This is a genomic window from Micropruina sp., from assembly GCF_047607385.1.
Classification (GTDB): Bacteria; Actinomycetota; Actinomycetes; order Propionibacteriales; family Propionibacteriaceae; genus Micropruina.
On sequence record NZ_JASGDE010000118.1, the window covers coordinates 1 to 20,690 of the forward strand.

Genomic DNA, 20,690 nt, shown 5'->3' on the forward strand with positions numbered 1-20,690 from the left:
CCGCTGCCGCCGCGGCCGCTGCCGCCGCGGCCGCTGCCGCCTCGGCGGGGGACGGCCCCGGCTGGGACGGGGCAGGGCTGTCCGAAGGATCGGGTTTCGATTCCTCAGTCATTCTCTGCTCCGTTCCCACCCGGGGCCGTCCGGCCGCGGCCTCACTTGGCGGTGGCGACCTTCTCGGCGATCTTCTGCATCGGCTGCTGCAGGGCGAGCACGGCCTGGCTCAGGGCCTTGCGGTGCTTGTCCCGGTTGGCGGGCGTCCAGGCCAGGTAGCCGGTCGCCGAGTCCTTGGTCCGCAGCTCGCCGAGCGCGGCGTCCACGTTGCCGAACTGGGTGACGACCTGCTTGACCAGATCGGGATCGATCTTCTCCAGGCCGGGCTGCAAGTAGGCGAAGGCCTGCCGGGCACCTTCGAGGTTGGCGTGGAAGTCGGCCAGGTCGGTGTGGCTGAACTCCTCTTCCTCACCGGTGATCTTGCCCGACTGCACCTCCTCCAGCAGCGCGGCGGCACCGTTGGCCAGATCCTCCGGCTTGAATTCGAGGGTCTTCACCACGTCGACCAGCTTGCCGACGTTGGCGTCCAGGTCGGTGGCGTACTTCTTGGTCGAATCGGTGATCTTGCCGGCCTTCCACAGGTCGCGCTCGACGGCGTGGAAGCCAGACCAGCCGACCTTCTCGTCAAGATTGGACGCCCGCATGTCGATCAGGTAGTCGAGGTTGCCCTTGTTGTCGTCGACCTTGAAGCCGGGCATCACGAAGCCCTCGACGTCGGATTCGATCTTCTCGTAGAACGGACGGGCCTGGATGTAGGCGGCCTTGGCGGTGTCCACGTTGCCGGAGTCGACGGCCTTCTTCAGCTCGGCGACGGCCGACTTGAGCCCGTCTGCCTGGGTGCCCACCCAGGTGGCGTAGTCCTTGACGCCCTGGTTCAGCAGCGTCGCTGTGCTGCCGGTCGGTGCCGCGGCAGCCTGCCCGGTGACGGTGAACGGCTGGGTCTGCGGCGTGGCGCCCAGGCAGTACAGGGTGTACTGGCCGCCGTCGATGGTGACGGTGAAGCTCGACGCCGGCAGGCCGGGCGCCAGGTTCTCCTTCTCGCCGAGGATCTTCAGCTCGCTCTGCAGCTCCACCTCGGTGATCGCGGTGGAGCTCACGTTCTCCACCGTGAAGGTGATCGGGCCGGCCGGGGCGGTGGCGTAGTCGGCGGTGCATTTGTCGCCGCTGTCACCGCCGGTCAGGGTCACCTTGATCTGGGCGACGCCGTTGACCACCGGAGCCGTGCTGGCGGACGACCCGGACGGCGCGGCGCTGCTTGCCGGGCTGCTCGGCGAACTGCCGGACGCGCACCCGGTCAACCCGGTGGCCAGGGCGATGACGGCACCTAGGCCGGTCACCGCGTGGGACTTATGAGACATTGAGATTCCTCCTTGGTTCGGATTCGGACGCCACGACCACGGGGTCGGGCGGGGTCAGCCGGCGCTGGGCGCGCGCGGCGGTGAACAGGGTGGCGAAGCCCGCCAACAGCAGCAGGCCGGGCAGCGTCCGGCCCCAGAACTCGCGTTCCACCTGCTCGGTGCGGACCTGCAGGGCGGCGCCGGCGGCGGCCTGCACCCGGGTGTCGTCCACGGTCAGCGAGCCGGAGCCGAGCTGGGTTCCGTCGCTCAGCCGTCCGCTGAGGGTCAGCAGCCGCGGATGCTGCAGCCCGCCGCCGCTGATCGTCGCGGTGGTGGACTCGGTCTGGACGAAATCGAGCACCTCGCCGCCGATCAGCCACAGCCGGCGCTCCCCGGTGTGCGACCAATTCGCGGTGAACGGGCCCTTGGCCAGCTGCGGGTTGATGCCGACCGGCAACCGTCCGCCGTTGAGGGAGACCAGCTCCTCCAGGGTCAGGCTGGCCGGCAGCGCGGACGCGGCGGTCGGCTCCAGCGACTGCTGGTAGACCACCGCGTCCGGCACGGTGCGATGGGCCTCCGGGACGCCGCCGGTGAGCGGCATGGTGGATTCGGCGGCGCCGACTGTGATCACCGCGCGACCGGCATCCACCCGGACGCTGCCGGCCGGCTGGCCGGCCCGGTCGAGCAGGGCTGCCGGCCCCAGGGCCGGCAGCTGGGCCGGACCGAGGACGCCGAACAGCACCGCGGCGACCAGCACCAGGGCGCCGGCCAGGCCGTAGCGCAGCCGCACCGCGCCGCGGGCGCTGGGCCGCCACTTCTTCGGCCAGTAGACGTACAGGGCCATCGGGACGACGTAGGCGAACCAGGCCGCCACCTGGATCACCCGCGGATCCGGCGGGATCCCCAGGACGCCGGTGAACAGCGCGCCCTGCACCGACCCGGGTGGTGCCAGCCAGGACAGGTCGACGGTGGCGGCCTGCCCGGCGTTGAGCCAGCCGGCGCCGCGCATCTTGCCCAGCGCGTTCACCACCAGGCCGGCCGCCACCAGCAGCAGGAAGACGCTGGTGACCCGGAAGAATTTGCCCAGGTTGATCCGCATGCCGCCGGTGTAGAGGCCGTAGCCGATCACCGCGGCGGTCAGGATGCCGAGGGCGGCGCCGGTCGCGGCCAGCCCGGCGTTGGTAGACGCCGAGAAGGTGGCCAGCAGGAAGACCGCGCTCTCGAAGCCCTCCTTGAGCACCGCCAGGAACGCCATCACCACCAGCGCCCGGCCGGTGCCGGCGCCCAGGGCGTGGTCGGCGGAACTCTCCAGTTCGCGCTTCAATCCGCCGGCGTTGCTGTTCATCCACAGCAGCATCCCGGTCACGAAGACGATGGCGACGACGCCGATGATCGCCTCCATGCCTTCCTGCGCGGCCTGCGGCAGGCTGGTCTCGACCATCCGCAGTCCGACCCCGACGCCCAGGCTGAGCAGGATCGCGGCGCCCACGCCGATCAGCATCGGGGTCAGCGAACGCCCGTGCCGGCGCAGGAAGGCCGCGATGATGCCCACGATCAGGGCCGCTTCCAGCCCCTCACGCAGGCCGATGATGAAGGTTGCGAGCACGTCTGCCGTCCGCGTTGGGTGTCGGTGGTCCGCGCGGGCCTCAGCTCCGGTGGCCGCTGCGGTTGGTTAGCTTTGCCTAACCTTAGCCACTGTATTGCCCCGGCGGTGACGCTTTGGACGAGGTCCAGGATGAGACCCGTCCCCCGCCGCTCCGAAGATCTCTCCAGCCGGTGAATACCGATTTCCGCGCTCGAGGAGTCGCTGAAGCGTTTCAGCAACCCGGCCGCGGCCATCGAGCGCGGAAATCGGTATTCATCGCGCGATGGAATCGGGTCAGCGCCAGCGGCCGTCGGTGGGCACCACCATCGGCGTGCCCGACGCCGGGTCGTCGATCACCAGGCAGTTCAACTCGAACACCTCACGCACCAGGTCGACGGTCAGCACCTGCGCCGGCGGACCGGCCGCGATCAGCCGGCCGGCCTTCATCACCACCAGGTGACTGGCGTAGCGAGCGGCCTGGTTCAGGTCGTGCAGCACCGCCACGATGGTGGTGCCGTCGCGGTGCAGCCGGGCGAACAGGTCGAGCATCTCGATCTGGTGGGTGAGGTCGAGGTAGGTGGTCGGCTCGTCGAGCAGCAGCACCGGGGTCTGCTGGGCGATCGCCATCGCCGCCCAGACCCGCTGCCGCTGGCCGCCGGAGAGCTCGGCCACCTCGCGGGTGGCCAGTTCGGCCACGTTGGTGGCGGCCATCGCGCCGCGCACCGCGTCCTCGTCGGCCGGCGTCCACTGCCGGACCAGCTTCTGGTACGGGAACCGTCCCCGGCTGACCAGATCGACCACGGTGATCCCGTCCGGGGCGATGGACGACTGCGGCAGCAGCCCGACCTGGCGGGCGAACTCCTTGGGCTTGTAGGCGTCCAGCGAGCGGCCGTCCAGGGTGACCTGACCCTCCGCGGGACGCAGCAGCCGCGACAGCGACCGCAGCAGCGTGCTCTTGCCGCAGGCGTTCGGGCCGATGATCACGGTGAACTCCTGGTCGGGGATGTCGACGCTCAGACCGGTGCTCACCACCCGCTGGTCGTAGCGCAGCGTGACCCCCTCGGCACGCAACCGTGGGGCGCGCAGGGGTTCCTGGGCTGTCATCAGCGGCTCCTCGCTTCCTGAACCAACAGGGTGAGCAGATACACACCGCCGAGCACGACGGTGACGATTCCGACCGGCACGTCCACCGGCACGACGTGCTGGGCGATCAGGTCGGCGCCCAGCAGCAACAGCGCGCCGACGGCGGCGGACGAGGCCAGCGGGATGCCGGCGCTGCCGGTCAACCGGCGGGCCACCTGTGGGGCGGCCAGAGCGACGAAGGCGATCGGTCCGGTGCTGGCGGTGACGATCGCCACCAGGGCCACCGCGAACAGCACCAGCCCGATCCGGGATCGCTCCACCGAGACGCCGTGCGCGGCTGCGGCGTCGTCGCCCAGTTCCAGCTGGCGCAGGTTGGGCACCAGCAGCAGCCCGGGGGAGCACAGCACCAGCCCGACGATCGCCGGGACCAGGGTCGGCCAGCCGAGCAGCGAGATCGACCCGGCGCCCCAGATCGCCGCCGCCATCGCGACCTCCTCCTGGGCGCGGAGCAGCAGGAAGAGGTTCGCGGCGTGCAGCATGGCGGTGACCGCGATGCCGACGATGATCAGCCGGAAGCCCTGCATGCCGCGCCGGTAGGCGAGCAGGTAGACCACCAGAGCGGTGAGCAGGCCGCCGACCAGCGCCCCCACCGAGGCCGAGATCGCACCCGCGCCGATCACGGTGAGCGCCAGCAGCGCGCCGGTGTAGGCGCCGGTGGCGAAGCCGATCACGTCCGGCGAGCCCAGCGGGTTGCGGGTCAGCGACTGGAAGATGGCGCCGGAGAGGGCGAGCGCGGCGCCGAACACCAGGGCGCCGAGCACCCGGGGAAGTCGCCAGTCGCGCACCACCGTGGAGGTGAAGCCGCCGTCGGTGGCGAACATGGCCTGCAGCACCTCGCCGGGGCTCAGCGGCAGGTCGCCCAGGCCGAGCGCGAGCATGGCCAGCACCAGGGCGATCACCGTCACCACGGTGGCGACCAGCAGGCCGCGCACCGATGCCCAGCCGCCGACGACCGGGACCGGGAAGCTGCCCAGCCGCGGGTTGCCGGCATGGGCACTCTGCCGAACCTCGGCGCTCACAGTTCGCTCGCCTTCCGCTGCCGGACCAGGAAGATCAGCACCGGTGCGCCGATCAGGGCGGTGACGATGCCGGCCGGCAGTTCGGCCGGCGCGATCACCACGCGTCCGAGCACGTCGGCCAGCAACAACAGGGTCGGCGCCGCCACCACCGAATAGCCGATGATCCAGCGCTGGTCGGGCCCGACGATCCAGCGGACGGCGTGCGGCACCATCAGACCGACGAACGAGATCGGCCCGGCCAGCGCGGTGGCGGTGCCGGCCAGCAGCATCACCGCGGTCACTGCCAGCACCCGGGTGCGGAACACGTTCGCGCCCAGTGCGGAGGCCAGGTCGTCGCCCAGCGCGATCGCGTTCAGCGACGAGCCGATGGCCAGCGCGATGCCCAGCCCGAGCAGGGTCAGCGGTGCCGCCAGGGTGAGCAGCCCGGCGTCCCGGTCGAGCAACGATCCGGATTCCCAGGCGGTCATGCCGGCGAACCGCTCCCGGTCGGTCAGCACGATGGCGCGGGTCACGCCGGCCAGCACCGCGCCGAGCGCCACGCCGGCCAGGATCAGCCGCACCGGGCTGGCGCCGCCGCGTCCCAGCGAACCGATCGCGTAGACCAGCAGGGACGCCGCGAAGGCCCCGACGTAGGCCAGCGTCAGAGTGCCGAGGGTGCCGGAGATGCCGAGCAGACCAGTGCCCAGCGCCAAAGCGAACGCCGCGCCGGCGTTCACTCCGAGGATGCCCGGGTCGGCCAGCGGGTTGCGGGTGACGGCCTGGATCAGCGCGCCGGCGACCCCCAGCGCGGCGCCGGCGACGATCGCGATCAGGGTGCGCGGCACCCGGAGCTGGGCGACCACGACGGCGTTCTGCCCGCCGCGGTCGCCGAGCAGGATCTGCAGCACCTCCAGCGGTGGGATGGAGCGGGCGCCGACCGCCAGGCTGGCGATCACGGCGAGGCCGAGCGCCACCAGCAGCACCAGCAGTCCGACCGCGCGGGCGGCGGGGGAGCGCTGCTGCGTGATCGGTGCACTCGAGGCGTCGGGGCGCGGACGGACGGCGGTCACGCAGGAGATCATAGGCTAGCCTTACCTAACCCCATACCAGGCGCGATCCGTGGGATCGCGTCGTCATTCCCATCAGATCGAGCGAAGGAATCCGATGCGTCTACGAGTACTCGCGACGGCCGTGGTGGCCACCTTGTTGGCCGGCCTGTCGGCCTGCTCCTCCGGCACCCAGGCCAGCACCGGGGCGCCGTCCGCCGCCCCGTCGGAGTCGGCCTCCGGCGCGGGCGCGTTCCCGGCGACCATTTCCACCAAATTCGGTGACGTGACCGTGGCCGCCAAGCCAACCACGGTGGTCGCCCTGGGCTGGGGCGACGCCGAGACCGCGCTGGCGCTCGGCGTCCAGCCGGTGGGCGCGTCCGACTGGCTCGGCTTCGGCGGCGAGGGGGTCGGGCCGTGGGCGAAGGGCCTCTACACCAAGGCGCCGGAGATCATCGGCACCATGGAGCCGTCGTACGAGAAGATCGCGGCGCTGAAGCCCGACCTGATCCTCGACGTGAAGAGCTCCGGCGACCAGGCCCGCTACGACCGGCTGAAGAGCATCGCCCCGACCATCGGCGTCCCGACCGGCGCGGACAGCTACCTGACCAGCCAGGAGCAGCAGGTCACCATGATCGCCACCGCCCTGGGTGAGAAGGAGAAGGGCGCCGCCCTGCTCAAGGAGGTCCAGGACGCCTTCACCGCGGCCGCCGCGGCCCACCCGGGCTGGAAGGGCAAGACCATGACCGCGGCCACCAAGACCGCCGACGGCTGGGGCGCCTACATCGAGGGCAGCGAGCGGGTCACCTTCATGCAGAACCTCGGCTTCGTACAGAACCCGAAGATCGCCGCCATGAAGCCGGACGCCACCGGCTTCTCGGTCAGCCTGTCCCCGGAGAAGCTGGACGACATCGACGCCGACGTGGTGGTCGCCTTCCCGATCTTCATCAAGACCGACCAGCTCACCGGTGACGCGGCCTGGAAGGCCGTGCCGGCGGTCAAGAGCGGCCATGCCGTGGTGATCGACGGCGACCTCTCCCAGGCCTACTCGCTGGGTACCACCATCGCCACCAAGTACGCGATCGAGAACCTGGTGCCGAAGCTGGAGTCCGCGCTGAAGTGACCCGGTCCGGCGTCCGCTGAACCCCACCCCGCGCTCGCCTAACTATTTCCCGCTCGCGAAGTTCGGCGAGCCCGAAGTAGTTGGGCGAGCGTTTCAGTTCGGACGCCGCCGCGTCCGCTTGCCCGGGGACGCCGGAGCGGGGAGAGTCCTGTCATGAGGTTCCTCTTCCTGGGCGCGGGCGCGATCGGCACCTACGTCGGCGGCAGCCTGGCCGCCGCCGGCGAGGACGTCAGCTTCATCGAGCGACCCGACACCGCCGCGGCGATCGCGTCGCGTGGGCTGACCGTGCGCACCGCCGACGCCACCCGGGTGGTGACCAATGTGACCATGCATGGCAGTGCCGCCGAGGCGTTGGCCGCCGGTCCGTACGACGTCGGGGTGTTCGCGTTGAAGTCGTTCGACACCCAGACGGCGCTGGACGAGCTGGTCGCCACCGGGCACGAGGTGCCCAGCATCCTGTCGCTGCAGAACGGCGTCGACAACGAGCCGACCATCGCCGAGACCCTGGGTGCGGACCGGGTGCTGGCCGGGACGGTGGCCACCGCGGTCAGCAAGCCGGGCGTCGGCGAGGTGGTGGAGGAGAAGCATCGCGGCATCGGGGTGGCGATGGGTCACCGGCTCAGCGAGCCGCTGGTCGCCGCGCTGGAGAAGGCCGGGCTTTCCGGACGCCTGTTCGCCGACGCCGGCTCGATGAAGTGGTCGAAGCTGCTGACCAACCTGACCGGCAACGCCACCTCCGCGATCCTCGACCGGACCGTTGCCGAATTGTTCTCCGACAAGCGCAGTTACAGCATCGAGGTGGCGGTGCTGCGGGAATGCCTGGCGGTGATGAAGGCGCTCGGCCACGGCGTCGTCGACCTGCCCGGGACGCCGGTGCGGGCTCTGGCGCTGGCCACCCGGCTGCCCCGGCTGATCGCCCAGCCGGCGCTGACCAAGGCGCTCGGCTCGGGCCGCGGCGACAAGATGCCCAGCTTCCACATCGACCTGCACGCCGGACGCGGCCGCACCGAGGTCTCCTTCCTCAACGGCGCCGTCGCCCGGCACGGCGCCCAGGTCGGCGTCCCCACCCCGGTGAACGCCCTGCTCACCTCGACCCTGGAAGCCCTCACCGCCGGTGAGTTGAGCCTCGACGCCTACCGGCACAACCCGGACGCCCTGCTCGCCCGCCTCCGCTGACCAGGGACGGTTCTCGCTGGTCGGGGACGGTTCTCAACGGTTGGGGACGGTTCTCGAGCGTCGAAAATCGACCACAGGGGACAGACCTACCCGGCGAGAACCGTCCCCGATTGACGAAAATCAACCGGCGAGAACCGTCCCCGACCGTTGAGAACCGTCCCGATCACCTGGCGGCGATGACGTCCGCCACCAGTTGATCGGTGCGGATGTCGTCGGCGGCGGGGGAGAAACCGAGCCGGACGACGACCAGCTTCTCCGACGGCACCACGTACAGCAATTGGCCGTCGTGGCCGGCTGCCCAGTAGGCGTCCCGCGGCAGCGATGGTGCGGCCAGCGAGCCGGTGGAGGTGAGGTTGGTCCACCAGCCGGCGGCGTAGTTCGGGTCTTCCGCGGCGGCCGGCGTGATCGCGGTCGTGGTCTGCCGCATCCAGCCCTCGGGCAGCAGACGGCGTCCGTTCCACACCCCGTCGGTGAGCGCGAACTGGCCGATCGCGGCCCAGTCGCGCGGGGTCGCCCACAGGTACGAACTGCACACCGGCGTGCCGGACGCGTCCGCCTCCCAGACCGCCGATGCCAGCCCGAGCGGCGCCAGCAGTTCGGCCCGCGGTAGATCGGCGCCCTGCCCGGTCTTCGTCCGCAGCACCCCGCAGAGCAGGGTGGTGGACCCGGACGAGTACTGCTGCGCGGCGCCCACCGGAGACGCCAGCGGCTGCGAGGCGACGAAGGAGGCCATGTCGGGCCGGTCGTAAAGCATGGTGGTGATCGTGGTGCCGAGATCGTAGGTCTCGTCCCAGTTCAAGCCGCTGCGCATCCGCAACAGGTCTTCGACGGTGATCCGGGCGCGCTCGTCGGTCCACTCCGGACGCAGCCGGTCGTCCGACAGCGACACCTTGCCCTGCGCCGCCAGCACTCCGGTCAGCAGACTGGTCACGCTCTTGGCCATCGACCAGCCCAGCTGCGGAGTCTCGGCGCTGAACCCGGGCGCGTAACGCTCGGCCACGATCCGTCCATCGCGGACGACGAGCACGGCCCGGGTGCCCAATCGCTCCCGTCCCGCCGGGTCGAGATCGTCGCCGAACGCTCGCGCCAGGGCGGCGTCCAACCCCGGATCGGCGGCAGGCAACGGCTGGCCGGCAATCGGATTGCCTCGCGCGGAGATCGGCGTCGCCGGGCCGAGGGACGGACGCTCATCGGCCAGCGTGCAGCCGAAGCCGTCGACCGGCCAGGCCCGCTGAGTGGCCAGCACGCCCAGCACCGAAACCGGATAGCCGTCGGACGCCGCACCGAACCGGAGGTAGGGCACCAGCGGGTTGGGCGGCAGGTCGGCATCGGCCGGACTCCGGGCGATCACGTCCAGCGCGCAGGCGTTGTGTGCGGCGTACCCGGTGCCGGTGCGCAGCAGCGGACGCTCGTACCAGTACCCGCCGACCGCGACGACCAGCGTCAGCACCACCAGGCCCAGCAGGATCCGCGGCCACAGCCGCCCGCGACGACGCATGGCCGGAGGCTACTCCAGCAGTTGCAGGATCGCGCCCGGCCTACACGATCAGGAGCCCTAGCATCGCCGACACAGCGACGCAGATTCCGCAGATTCCCAGCATCCATCGGGGCGGCGGCTGAAACGATGAGCGAACGCCCACCACCATCACGGCCAACCAGGATGCCCACAGGAAGATCAGCGACGATGCCACCACGAGGCGGTGTGGCTCGCCCGGCTGGGCTGCGTTCGATGAGAGCCACGAAACGAAGCAGAGATACGTGAACAATATGGCACCGAATATGGAGTAGGCAATCCTGCTGCCCATCCAGCGATGCTTACCCTGGACGCCTTCAGAACCTCTTGCAGCACGCATAAATATAACCTCCTGTGCAGTTCTGGCTCATGCACGCACTACACAATATGATGGCGCACGAAATTCCCCACCAGTAGCCCGCGGAGAAGGCCCACAGGCAGCCTCCACAGCAGGCCAGTATGCCCATGGTGTTATAGCTGGCATAGGTGCGACACACGTACTCATTTGCTCTGCAACTGAGTTTTTGCATTGCCGACGACACTCGTCTCTCGTCCTGAAGAGCGGCCAGGCCATTGACTCCTCGACCCAGCAACCTGACTTCCTGGTCCTTTTCGCTGGCCGAGTAGAGAGTGGTGGATGAGCGTCTGACAAGGCCCTTCTTGTCCAACTCGAGTTGGCGAACATAGATGCCCTGCTCTCCGACCGGCAGTGCGACTGCCACCATGGTCACTCCCGAAGCTCGACCAATCGACATCATCGGATCCAGGTCAGTGGAACGACGCCCAACTCGTCCCTCAATGCCGGCGAGATCTTCCTCGACATAGGGCATGTAGCGTGCAAGCTCGTCCCTAGTTGCTTTGCGTAGCCTGCTCACTTCACCCGGCTCCCACAAGGCCAACACGCCTGTTGCACCGCTGGAGGCTGCCGCGATCTCGGGGAAGAGGGCTGATACAATGCCCCCAATCCCGAGGGCGCTGGCGGCGGAAAGCAGACTTCGTCTATTTAGCCTCATTGGCTTGCCCTTCCTGTAATAGACTCATGGGGTAGATCATGCTTTGCCTTTGTCAATGCGAGTCGAGTCGATAGGCGGCGTTTGTGAGATACAATGCGGTCGCCGAAGTGATCACCAGCGCCCATCCGACCACCAGTCCAGGCAATGGAATGGAGATGGCAAGTTCGTGCCAGACGAGACTCGGGGCTAGTGCCGCGATCATGGTCGAGTTTCGGACGATCAATAGGCCGTTGGCCTCACTCTTGTGCAGGGTGCCAAAGCAGCCACATTCGGTTGTGATTCCTCGTGCCATGACTGAGATGATAGCTACTGTATAGGCGACGAGCATGCAGGTGGCCGCGAGCAACCACGGATGGCCCCCATTGACTGCGAGCCCAAGGCCGATGAACACCTCAGTTGCAGGAAGTAGCGCCGCGAGTGGTGAGACGATCGAAGGTGGGAACAAGTCGAAAAGCGCTGACCTTCTCCATGAGGCGCTGCATACCTATCGAAAACTTGAGAATACCGGCGAGGATCAGCATCCCTGCCACTGTCAACCGGAGCCCGAGCGACAACGCCTCCATGGTCACGCCACCCCTTCCTGCTTGATGCACTTCGCCGCAACGAACTCCACACTGTGCGACCGTGCCCCCGGGTGTGGCAGCGACGTTACCAGACGCATTGGTGCCTCCACAAGAGAAAGACCGGTTCAATTTCTGGCCAAGTCTGTACATGCGGCCCCGTTCTCGGTGATTTGGTTGCGTTCTTCCTTGTCAGAGTGCGTCTGGTAGAGGTGTTGGGGCTGTGCCGTCGGACGGCACGACAGGCTATTGGTCTCATCGGAATCGGAGGTGTAGGCGGGGCCTTAATCCGCCGACTTCGAGCAGGCTGCGTGCGACATAGTTGGTGAGGTTTCGGAAGCCGAGTGAAGCGTGCCAGGGTCGGCCCCGTATCCGTTCGAGTTGGAAGGATGTAGTCATGCCAAAGAAGATCGATCCGGGGTTGAGGGCTCGGGCGGTGCGTTTGGTGACAGAGCACCAGCAGGAGTATCCGTCGGTGACAGCGGCCGCGGTGGCCAAGCAGTTGGATCTGGGCCTGGAAACGGTCCGTCGCTGGGTGGTTCGGGCCGAGGTGGACATCGGTGCCGGGGAGGGATGACCGGGATCGAGGGGGAGGAGATCCGCCGGTTGAAGGCGGAGAACGCCCGGCTGAAGGAGGACGTGGCGGTGCTGAGAGGCGGCCGCGACCTTCTTCGTGGGGAGCTCGACCCCCGCAACCGTTGAGCCTGGCGTTCATCGATGAGTAGGACAGCCAGGGGTGGGCAGTCGAGTCGATCTGCCAGGCACTGCGTGAGCAGGGCTGCCAGATTGCTGCACGCACGTGGCGGACTTGGCGGACCCGCCCGCCGGCCGCGCGCACGATCAGTGACGCCCGGGTCGTCGACCAGGTGCGGAAGCTGGCCCGGACCACCGGCTGCGATGGCCGGCCGAAGCTGGCACCCGAGGGCCTGTACGGGCGATGCAGAATGGCTGCCCTGGTGCGCCGCACCCTGCCCAAGGCCACCCCCGGCGCAGTGAATCGGGCGATTGGGCTGCTCGGCCTGTCAGGAGTATGCCGCTCCAAGGGTGTTCGGGCCACGACCCAGGCCAAGGACGGAACCCGGCCCGGTGACCTGCTGAACCGCGACCTCACTGCGACCGCCCGAACCGGGTCTGGGTGACCGATTTCACCTACGTCAGGTGCTGGGCCGACTGGGTCTATGTCGCGTTCATCGTGGACGTGTTCTCTCAACGCATCGTGGCCTGGAACGCGATGACCGGCAAGGACGCCGACCTGGTCATGATCCCGCCGCGCATCGCGCTGCGGGAAGGCCACCCGAAGGATGCCGGCAGTTGATCCACCACTCCGACGCCAGTAGCCGATACACCTCTCTCCGGCTCACCGAGCACCTCGAGTTGGAGGGGATCGCCGCCAGCATCGGCAGCGTCAGAGACGCATACAACAACGCGTTGATGGAAACCATCAACGGACTGGGGTTGACCCCGTAGCCCGGACACCGTCTTGGCGGGTTCCCTTGTCAGGGACCGCTGGAGAGGATGTCCTTGATGGGATCAACGAAGAAGCGGAAGAGCTATACGCCGGAGTATCGGCGGGAGGCTGCGCACCTGGTGATCGATACCGGTCGGACGATCGCGGCGGTCGCGGCGGTCGCGGCCGAGATTAACGTGGGTGCGCAACTGTTGGGTCGTTGGGTCCAGTTGGAGCGGGACCGGATCGGGGCGCCACCGGAGGCCCCTTTGGACGTGTCGGAGCGGGCCGAGCTGGACCGGTTACGCCACGAGAATGCCGAGCTCCGGTTGGATAACGAGTTCCTGGGAAAAGCCGCAGCCTTCTTCGCGGCGAAGAACACTCCCGGCAGGAGTGCTTCGAGGTGATCGATGCGGAGAGGGCGAACTACACGATCGGCCGGATGTGCCGACTCCTTGGGGTGGATCGGCGCCGCTACTACGAATGGCGTCAAAGGAAGACCGTTGGGCTCTCCCGCCGCGAGCAGCGGATGGCCGAGCTGACGGAGACGATCAAGGCTCATCACGAGGCCTCTGATGGCACCTACGGGGCACCCAGGATCGTGCATGATCTGCGCGAGGCCGGCGAGACGGTATCGGTCAAAACGGTCGCGAAGTGCATGCGGCAAGCCGGGATAGCGGGGATCAGTCCCCGCACCTGGCATCCACCAACCACCATCCCGGGCCCGGATCCAGACCCGGCACCGGACCTGGTCAAGCGCGCATTCGACAAAGGCCGGGCCAATGTTGCCTGGTTCTCGGACATCACCTACCTGGCCACCGGTGAGGGCTGGGCCTACCTGTGCGTCATCCGGGACGGCCACACCCGCGGCGTCCTGGGCCGTGCTATCGCCGACCACCTACGGGCCGACCTCGTGGAGGACGCCCTGCGTCAGGCCATCGCACTACGGGGCGAACTGCCCGACACGGTCATCTTTCGCGCCGACCGGGGCTGCCAATACACCAGCCAACAGATCGCCGAAGTGTGCAGCGAGCACGGGCTGCTGCGTTCCATGGGCCGCACCGGGGTGTGCTGGGACAACGCCGCCGCGGAATCGTTCTGGTCCACCCTGAAATCCGAGTACTACCACCGGCACGTGTTCGGCACCATCGCCGCCGCCCGCCAAGGCGTCTACGCCTGGATCGACGGCTTCTACAACGCCCGCCGACGCCACTCCGCGATCGGCTACATCAGCCCGCTACAGTACGAACACCACCTGGCCCGACAGGCCACCCAGACGGCCCCGAAAGCCGCCTGACCAAACAACCACCTGTCCGGAATCCGGGGTCAACCTCACAACGCCGGACTTTAGAAGTAGCTCTGATTCGGCTCATTACGGAGGGTGAGTTGGTCGCTCGGGTGGAGGTTGGTACCCGGAAGCTCGGACAGGGTCAACTCGGACCTGACTTGCACAGGTTTAGCATGGGTCATGACACTCGACGCCACCGGGAAGTGCCGAGCCCGCTGGACCAAGAAGATGGAAGCAAGCGCTCACCGCCTTTGGCATTCGATGACCGACTCCGTGCCACACGCGCCTAAAGCACAGCCGGTTACACCGTTGAGTTGACAGACCGTGCCCTGAACGCCGACAGTCCTTCAGCTCAGCAACTGCAGGATGGTGCGTCCGACGGCCTCGTCCTGCGGACCCTCGGCGAGCCGGAAACCGGCACCGATCACGGTCGGATGGCCGTCGGCGATGGCGTAGCCGTGGCCGGCCCAGGTGAGCATCGGCAGGTCGTTCGGCATGTCGCCGAAGGCGGCCACGTCGGCCGGCGGCACCCCGAGACCGGCGCACAACGCGGTCAGCCCGGACGCCTTGGTCACCCCGGGCGCGCTGATTTCCAGCAGCCCGTAACTGCCCAGGTGGGAATGGGTCATGGTCAGCCGGTCACCGATCACCGCCCGGCCGCGCAGTGCGAGCGCATCGCTGTCCAACTCGGCGTGGAAGGCGCACAGTTTGAGCACCGGGCGGTCGACGGCGGCCAGCTCGTCCAGCGGGGCCTGTTTCAACCAGTTGCCGCGCTCCTGCGGCAATCCGGGCTCGCAGCCGAAATGCTCACCCCATTCGAAGGCGAAGACGGTGCCCGGAATGGCCTCCCGCAGGTCCTCGGCCACCTCCAGGCTGAGTCGCGGATCCAGCCCGTGGACGACGGTGTGCCGTCGGGTCGGCAGGTCGAATACCCCGGCCCCGTTGCTGACCACGACCTCGCGGTGAACCGGCAGGTCGTCGAGCACCTGGAGCCACCGGGACGGACGCCCGGTCGCGACCACCACCGGCACGCCGCGATCCACCGCCAGCGCCAGCGCCTGCCGGTTGATCGCGGAAACCTGCCCGACCGGGTCGACGAGGGTGCCGTCCAGATCGGTGACGATCAGCCGGACGCTCACAGCCGCGAGTTCGGGGACGGCGGGCCGGCGGCAGGCGAACCCGACTGCGGGGACGGCGAGCCCGACTGGGGCGACGGCGAGCCGGATTGTGGGGACGGTGAACCGGACTGCGGCGACGGGGAACCCGACTGGGGCGACGGCGAGCCAGATTGCGGTGAGGGCGAACCCGACTGCGGCGACGGCGAACTGGACTGCGGCGGCGGAGACCCGGTGGGCGGCACCGGCGGCGGCGGGCTCTGCTGCGGCGACTGCTGGAAGATCAGGATCGCGATCAGGACGGCCAGCGCGGCCAGCAGCAGCATCAACAGCCAGGACACCAGGATCGACACCCAGCCGGCGCGGTCGTGGCGTCCGGGCCAGGGCAGCGGCCAGAGCCGGGCCACACCGGGGGCGGCCCGGTCGATCCAGTGCAGCCGGTAGTCCGGCCCGGCCGGAGCGCCCTGCAGCGGCACCCGGGCCAACTGCACCTCGTCCAAGATCCGGGACGCCTCGGCGATCGCCGCCGGTGAGCCGTCGTAGGCCAGAGCCACCCAGGGCGCCAGCGGGGCATCGTCGGGGTCGACCGGATCGTCGTCTTCGTGGCGGTACTTGCGGCCCAGCCGGCCCTCGTCCTGGCCGTGACCGCCGCGCGCCACGACGGTGTCGATGTGCAGCTGGTTGACCACACCGGCCAACCGGTCGCGGGCGGCGGCGTCGTTCGCCGCACCCTCCGACAGCAGGATCAGCATCACCGGGGTATTGGCGTCGTCGTGGCCGGCGAAGGCGATGCCGGACGGCGCCGCCACCAGCCGCGCGTCCAGCCAGAAGTCGCCCACCTTGGGCGGGTCGTTGCCGAGCAGGGGAGTCAACGGCACGGTTTCCGGCGCCGGGGGCATCGAGCCCGGGGGCATCGAGCCCGGCGACATGGCCCCGGGAGGAGGCATGGCCCCCGGCGACCCCGCGTCCGGAGGCGGCATCGCGCCGGGCGGCGGCACGGGACCCGGCGACTGCGGGTCGCCGGGGGCCGGGTTCTGCTGCTCGGACATCGGCTCCCATCTCATCACACCTGCCCAACCGCGGGCGGGCCCATTCTGCCCGATTCCAGGTGCCCGTCCGGCGCACAGAGGGCTGACAGCCCTGCCCGGTAAGGTGGCCTGCGAACCGGCGGGCCAGGCCCGTCCCAAGGTGCATTCGGCGAGCAGGAGACACGCGTGTCCAATCCGACCCAGGCCACCGGCCAGCAGCCTCAGGGGAACCCGGCCACCCGCGAGGCCGCCCGCCTGTTGGGCGAGGCGATCGCCCAGGTGCAACGGGTGATCGTCGGCCAGGAGCACATGGTCGAGCAGCTGATGGTCGGACTGCTCGCCAAGGGCCACGTGCTGCTCGAAGGCGTCCCGGGCGTAGCGAAGACGCTGGCCGTGCGCAGCTTCGCCACCGTGGTCGGCGGCGACTTCTCGCGCATCCAGTTCACCCCCGACCTGGTCCCCTCCGACATCGTCGGCACCCGCATCTACTCCGCGCGCCAGGAGCAATTCGACATCGCGCTGGGCCCGGTCTTCGTGAACTTCGTGCTCGCCGACGAGATCAACCGCGCGCCCGCCAAGGTGCAGTCCGCGATGCTGGAGCTGATGGCCGAGCGCCAGGTCTCGATCGGCGGCGCCACCTACCCGGTGCCGAAGCCGTTCATCGTCATCGCCACCCAGAACCCGATCGAATCCGAGGGCGTCTACCCGCTGCCCGAGGCGCAGCGCGACCGCTTCCTGCTCAAGGTGGACGTGCCGTACCCGCGCGGCAACGAGGAGTTCGAGATCCTGCGCCGGATGAGCGTGCAGCCGCCGGAGCCGACCAATGTGCTCAGCCCGGACAAGATCCGCGAGCTGCAGGACCAGGCGTCCAATGTGTTCGTGCACAACCTGGTCGCCGAGTACATCGTCCGGCTGGTGCTGGCCACCCGGACGCCGGCGGAGTTCGGGATGCCCGACCTGACCTCGGTGATCCAGATCGGCTGCTCGCCGCGTGCCACCCTCGGCCTGGTCGCCGCGGCCCGGGCGCTGGCCCTGATCCACGGCCGCGACTACGTGCTGCCCACCGACGTCCAGGCGGTCGCCAAGGACGTGATGGCGCACCGGCTGGTGCTCGGCTTCGACGCCGTCGCCGACGACATCGCGCCCACCCAGGTGGTGGAGCGGATCGTCGCCATGGTGCCGCCGCCCACCCCGGTGTGGAACCAGCAGCAGCGCGACCAGTCGCACAGCCAGCACCGCTACAACCCGAGCTACCAGAACTGACCCCGACCCAACCAGAACCGAGCCGTTGAGCCAGCAGATGCGATTCGAGCCGCCCGCCGAGGATTTCGGCGCGGTGGAGTCGGTGCTGCGCGAACCCACCCGAGCCACCCTGCCGCTGAACAAGCTGGCGCCGGAGGCCGCGCTGCGCCGGCTCGAGCTGACCATCGTCCGGCGCCTGGAGGGCTTCCTGCACGGCGACCACCGCGGCCTGATGCCCGGTCCCGGTTCGGAGACCAACGACGCCCGGGTGTACGTGCCCGGCCAGGACGACGTCCGCAAGATGGACTGGGCGGTCACCGCGCGCACCCAGACCCCGCACGTCCGCGACACCATCGCCGACCGCGAGCTGGAGGTCTGGGCGCTGCTGGACGTCACGCCGTCGATGAACTGGGGCACCGAGGGGGTCACCAAGCGCGACCTGGGCATCGCGGCGATCGCCACCATCGGCTTCCTGTCGCAGCGGATGGGGGACCGGTTCGGCGGCCTGGTGATGCGTCCGGACGGCATCAAGCGGCTGCCCGCCCGCTCCGGCCGGACGGCGCTGTACGGCCTGCTGCGGCGGATGCTGTCGGAACCGATCGTGCCCGACCACAGCGCCGGCCCCTACACGCTGGCCACCGGCGTGGAGCAGTTGGGCCGGTTGCAGCGCCGCCGCGGCATGCGGATCGTCGTCTCCGACTTCCTCTCCGCCGGCGACTCCGAGCTCGACCCGAACATCGAACCCGACTGGGAGCGGCCGATGCGGCGGCTCGCGGTGCGCAACCAGGTGCTGGCGGTCGAGGTCGTCGACAAGCGCGAGATCGAGTTCCCGGACGTCGGCGACATCCTGATCCGCGATCCGGAGACCGACTTCCAGCGCTACGTGAACACCAGCGACGCCTCCGCCCGGGCCCGAATGGACGCGGCGTCCGCGGCGCAGCGGGAGCGGATCCGGATCGCGCTGCGCCGGGCCGGTGCGGCGCACATCCAGTTGCGCACCGATAGAGACTGGGTGCAGGACATCGCCCGTTTCGTGCTCGCCTACCGCCGGGTGGCGGGCATGTTGCACCAACCGCCGCAGGGGGTGAGCAAGTGAATCTCGAACAGATGTTCCTGAACCCGGAGCGTCTGTGGTGGCTGCTGCTCATCCCGGCTCTGGTCGCCGCGTACATCTACCTGAGCAGGCGCAAGAACCGCTCCGGCATGCGGTTCACCAACACCTCGATCCTGGGCGCCGTGGTGCCGGTGCAGTCGCAGTGGCGGCGGCACCTGGCGGTCGCCCTGTCGCTGCTCAGCCTGGTCGCGCTGACCATCGCCTGGTCGCGGCCCAGCGGCGTCGACCGGGTGCCGCGCGAGCGGGCCACGGTCGTGCTGGTGCTGGACGTCTCGCAGTCGATGGCGGCCACCGACGTCAAACCCAACCGGCTGGACGCCGCCAAGGACGAGGCGAAGAAGTTCGCCGCTTCGATGCCGGTCGGCTACAACGTGGCGGTGGTCAGCCTGTCGGGCAATCCGGCGTCCCGGATGCCGCCGACCACCGACCGGGGCCAGGTGAACCGGGCGATCGACGCCCTCACCCTGCAGGACTCCACGGCGGTCGGCGACGCGATCAACGTGGCGATGTCCACCCTGCAGTCGGCGCCGAAGGGGGCGGACGGCTCGATTCCCCCGGGCGCGATCGTGCTGCTCTCCGACGGCCAGAACACCGCCGGCCGCTCACCCACCCAGGCGGCGACCGAGGCGGCCCGGGCCAAGATCCCGATCTACACGATCGCCTACGGCACCGACAACGGCTACGTCGATCTGGACGGCAAGCGGGAGAAGGTGCCGCCGGACAAGGTGCTGCTGCAGCGCATCGCAAGCCTGACCAACGGCCAGGCCTATACCGCGGAGTCCGCGGGTCAGTTGGATTCGGTGTACAAGAACATCCGCAGCGAGGTCGGTTACGAAGAGGTGCGCAAGGAGGTGACCGCGAACTGGGCCGGCTACGGCCTGGCCTTCGCCGTGGTCGCCGCGCTGGCCGCCGTCTCGCTCGGAGCGAGGTGGCCATGATGATGCTTCCGATGATCGCGTTCATGGAGCCCGGGCGGCTGTGGTGGCTGCTGATGATCCCGGCGCTGCTGGTGTTGTACCTGGTGCTGCTGCGCCGCAAGAGCAACCGCAGTCGTAGCACCGGGATCAGCAACCTGGACAAGGTGCTGCCCAAGCAGCAGGCCTGGAAGCGGCACATCGCGGTGGGTGCGGCGGTGCTGGCGCTGGCCGCGCTGAACGTCGCCTTCGCCAAGCCGGCCGACCAGGTGGACGTGCCGCGCGACCGGGCCACCATCGTGTTGGCGCTGGACGTGTCCCGTTCGATGATCGCCGAGGACGTGCAGCCCAACCGGCTGGACGCCGCGAAGGCGGCCGCCAAGGACTTCCTCGGCATGCTGCCGCCCCGGTTCAACGTGGCGCTGGTCGCGTTCGCCGGTTCGGCGTCGGTGGTGGTGGCGCCGACCACCGACCGGGGCCTGGTGTCGCGGGCGGTGGACGGGCTTCAAGTGGCGCCGTCGACGTCCATCGGCGAAGGCATCTATTCGTCGCTGGACGCGATGGCGCTGGCGCCGGTCGACCCCGACCATCCCGACGATCCCGCACCGGGTGCGATCGTGCTGCTGTCAGACGGCTTCACGAACATTCCGCGGTACTCCGCGCCGGCCGCGGAGGAAGCCAAGAAGCGCAAGATCCCGATCTACACCATCGCCTACGGCACCCCGGACGGCTACGTGGTGGACGGCGGACGCCGCGAGCCGGTGCCGGTCAACCACGAGGAACTGCAGCGGGTCGCCGACATCTCCGGCGGCAAGAAGTTCTCGGCCGGTTCGGCGTCGGAGCTGAAGGACGTCTACAAGAACATCGCCGCCCAGATCGGCTACGTGAAGGAGGAGCAGGAGGTCACCGAGATCTACACCGGCTATGCCCTCGGCTTCGCCGTGCTGGCCGCGATCGCGGTGATCTCGCTGGGCGCCCGCTGGCCCTGACCCGGTGC

General features: G+C 69.1%; 17 protein-coding genes and 1 pseudogene. 8 read left to right on the forward strand and 10 right to left on the reverse strand.

Going from position 1 to position 20,690, the window contains the following annotated elements; all coding sequences use genetic code 11:
- Nucleotides 1–152: 152 nt before the first annotated feature.
- From efeO to QM582_RS10500, 5 genes are all read right to left on the reverse strand, one after another.
- Nucleotides 153–1,409 carry an iron uptake system protein EfeO gene (efeO, locus tag QM582_RS10480; RefSeq protein ID WP_415084182.1) on the reverse strand — a complete coding sequence of 419 codons (1,257 nt, stop codon included), beginning with the start codon at nt 1,407–1,409 and terminating at the stop codon, nt 153–155.
- A complete protein-coding gene (gene efeU, locus QM582_RS10485; protein ID WP_415084183.1) occupies nt 1,399–2,994 on the reverse strand; it encodes an iron uptake transporter permease EfeU in 1,596 nt (531 codons plus the stop codon). The genes efeO and efeU overlap by 11 nt, the downstream gene beginning before the upstream one ends.
- 273 nt (nt 2,995–3,267) lie before the next feature.
- On the reverse strand, nt 3,268–4,077 hold the full coding sequence (locus QM582_RS10490; protein WP_415084185.1) for an ABC transporter ATP-binding protein: 810 nt from the start codon (nt 4,075–4,077) through the stop codon (nt 3,268–3,270).
- A complete protein-coding gene (locus tag QM582_RS10495; protein WP_415084187.1) occupies nt 4,077–5,135 on the reverse strand; it encodes a FecCD family ABC transporter permease in 1,059 nt (352 codons plus the stop codon). Before QM582_RS10495 ends, QM582_RS10490 begins: the two co-directional genes overlap by 1 nt.
- Nucleotides 5,132–6,184 (reverse strand): FecCD family ABC transporter permease, encoded by a 1,053-nt coding sequence (locus QM582_RS10500; RefSeq protein ID WP_415084189.1) that lies wholly within the window; start codon nt 6,182–6,184, stop codon nt 5,132–5,134. The genes QM582_RS10495 and QM582_RS10500 overlap by 4 nt, the downstream gene beginning before the upstream one ends.
- A 94-nt stretch (nt 6,185–6,278) precedes the next feature.
- Here QM582_RS10500 and QM582_RS10505 point away from each other — a divergent pair, with 94 nt between their 5' ends.
- Nucleotides 6,279–7,283 carry an iron-siderophore ABC transporter substrate-binding protein gene (locus tag QM582_RS10505; RefSeq protein ID WP_415084191.1) on the forward strand — a complete coding sequence of 335 codons (1,005 nt, stop codon included), beginning with the start codon at nt 6,279–6,281 and terminating at the stop codon, nt 7,281–7,283.
- A gap of 153 nt (nt 7,284–7,436) precedes the next feature.
- Complete coding sequence (locus tag QM582_RS10510) at nt 7,437–8,459, forward strand: ketopantoate reductase family protein (RefSeq protein WP_415084193.1); 1,023 nt, start codon at nt 7,437–7,439, stop codon at nt 8,457–8,459.
- A 163-nt stretch (nt 8,460–8,622) separates the two neighbouring features.
- On the opposite strand, the gene QM582_RS10515 is transcribed toward QM582_RS10510, so the two are convergent.
- The 3 genes from QM582_RS10515 to QM582_RS10525 all read right to left on the reverse strand — a co-directional run bounded on the left by QM582_RS10515 (nt 8,623) and on the right by QM582_RS10525 (nt 11,554).
- Nucleotides 8,623–9,957, reverse strand: a complete 1,335-nt coding sequence (locus QM582_RS10515) for a serine hydrolase domain-containing protein (RefSeq protein ID WP_415084195.1) — start codon at nt 9,955–9,957, stop codon at nt 8,623–8,625.
- Nucleotides 9,958–11,037: 1,080 nt separating this feature from the next.
- On the reverse strand, nt 11,038–11,376 hold the full coding sequence (locus QM582_RS10520; protein WP_415084197.1) for a MauE/DoxX family redox-associated membrane protein: 339 nt from the start codon (nt 11,374–11,376) through the stop codon (nt 11,038–11,040).
- Between the two features lies 1 nt (nt 11,377).
- Nucleotides 11,378–11,554, reverse strand: coding sequence for a hypothetical protein (locus QM582_RS10525; protein WP_415084199.1), 177 nt, complete (start codon nt 11,552–11,554; stop codon nt 11,378–11,380).
- 388 nt (nt 11,555–11,942) lie between these two features.
- Here QM582_RS10525 and QM582_RS10530 point away from each other — a divergent pair.
- Together QM582_RS10530 and QM582_RS10535 are read left to right on the forward strand one after the other, a co-directional pair.
- A pseudogene (locus QM582_RS10530) lies at nt 11,943–12,997 on the forward strand (IS3 family transposase); the annotation flags it as partial.
- 69 nt (nt 12,998–13,066) lie between these two features.
- A protein-coding gene (locus QM582_RS10535) for an IS3 family transposase (RefSeq protein WP_415084201.1) occupies nt 13,067–14,289 on the forward strand; the annotation gives its coding sequence in 2 pieces (ribosomal slippage) (nt 13,067–13,348 and nt 13,351–14,289; 1,221 coding nt in all).
- Between the two features lie 338 nt (nt 14,290–14,627).
- Here the strand turns inward: QM582_RS10535 and QM582_RS10540 are convergent.
- Nucleotides 14,628–15,419, reverse strand: a complete 792-nt coding sequence (locus QM582_RS10540; protein ID WP_415084203.1) for an HAD hydrolase family protein — start codon at nt 15,417–15,419, stop codon at nt 14,628–14,630.
- Entirely contained in the window at nt 15,416–16,309 is an 894-nt protein-coding gene (locus tag QM582_RS10545; protein WP_415084220.1) for a hypothetical protein, read from the reverse strand. Before QM582_RS10545 ends, QM582_RS10540 begins: the two co-directional genes overlap by 4 nt.
- Nucleotides 16,310–16,609: 300 nt before the next feature.
- On the opposite strand from QM582_RS10545, the gene QM582_RS10550 reads away from it, so the two are divergent.
- Genes QM582_RS10550 through QM582_RS10565 form a run of 4 tightly spaced genes read left to right on the forward strand, consistent with a single transcriptional unit; the run spans nt 16,610 to nt 20,682 of the window.
- A complete protein-coding gene (locus QM582_RS10550; protein WP_415084205.1) occupies nt 16,610–17,686 on the forward strand; it encodes an AAA family ATPase in 1,077 nt (358 codons plus the stop codon).
- A 37-nt stretch (nt 17,687–17,723) separates the two neighbouring features.
- Nucleotides 17,724–18,761 (forward strand): DUF58 domain-containing protein, encoded by a 1,038-nt coding sequence (locus tag QM582_RS10555; RefSeq protein ID WP_415084221.1) that lies wholly within the window; start codon nt 17,724–17,726, stop codon nt 18,759–18,761.
- An 11-nt stretch (nt 18,762–18,772) separates the two neighbouring features.
- Nucleotides 18,773–19,717 (forward strand): VWA domain-containing protein, encoded by a 945-nt coding sequence (locus QM582_RS10560; RefSeq protein ID WP_415084223.1) that lies wholly within the window; start codon nt 18,773–18,775, stop codon nt 19,715–19,717.
- Nucleotides 19,714–20,682: a VWA domain-containing protein gene (locus QM582_RS10565; protein ID WP_415084207.1), complete on the forward strand. Its 969-nt coding sequence runs from the start codon at nt 19,714–19,716 to the stop codon at nt 20,680–20,682. The genes QM582_RS10560 and QM582_RS10565 overlap by 4 nt, the downstream gene beginning before the upstream one ends.
- The last annotated feature ends 8 nt before the right edge of the window (nt 20,683–20,690 follow it).

Excerpts from the sequence above, each read along its gene's own strand:
- efeO (WP_415084182.1), bottom strand. The coding sequence starts at position 1,409 with ATGTCTCATAAGTCCCACGCGGTGACCGGCCTAGGTGCCGTCATCGCC.
- QM582_RS10490 (WP_415084185.1), bottom strand. The coding sequence starts at position 4,077 with ATGACAGCCCAGGAACCCCTGCGCGCCCCACGGTTGCGTGCCGAGGGG.
- QM582_RS10505 (WP_415084191.1), top strand. The coding sequence starts at position 6,279 with ATGCGTCTACGAGTACTCGCGACGGCCGTGGTGGCCACCTTGTTGGCC.
- QM582_RS10510 (WP_415084193.1), top strand. The coding sequence starts at position 7,437 with ATGAGGTTCCTCTTCCTGGGCGCGGGCGCGATCGGCACCTACGTCGGC.
- QM582_RS10515 (WP_415084195.1), bottom strand. The coding sequence starts at position 9,957 with ATGCGTCGTCGCGGGCGGCTGTGGCCGCGGATCCTGCTGGGCCTGGTG.
- QM582_RS10545 (WP_415084220.1), bottom strand. The coding sequence starts at position 16,309 with ATGCCCCCGGGCTCGATGCCCCCGGCGCCGGAAACCGTGCCGTTGACT.
- QM582_RS10555 (WP_415084221.1), top strand. The coding sequence starts at position 17,724 with ATGCGATTCGAGCCGCCCGCCGAGGATTTCGGCGCGGTGGAGTCGGTG.
- QM582_RS10560 (WP_415084223.1), top strand. The coding sequence starts at position 18,773 with ATGTTCCTGAACCCGGAGCGTCTGTGGTGGCTGCTGCTCATCCCGGCT.
- QM582_RS10565 (WP_415084207.1), top strand. The coding sequence starts at position 19,714 with ATGATGATGCTTCCGATGATCGCGTTCATGGAGCCCGGGCGGCTGTGG.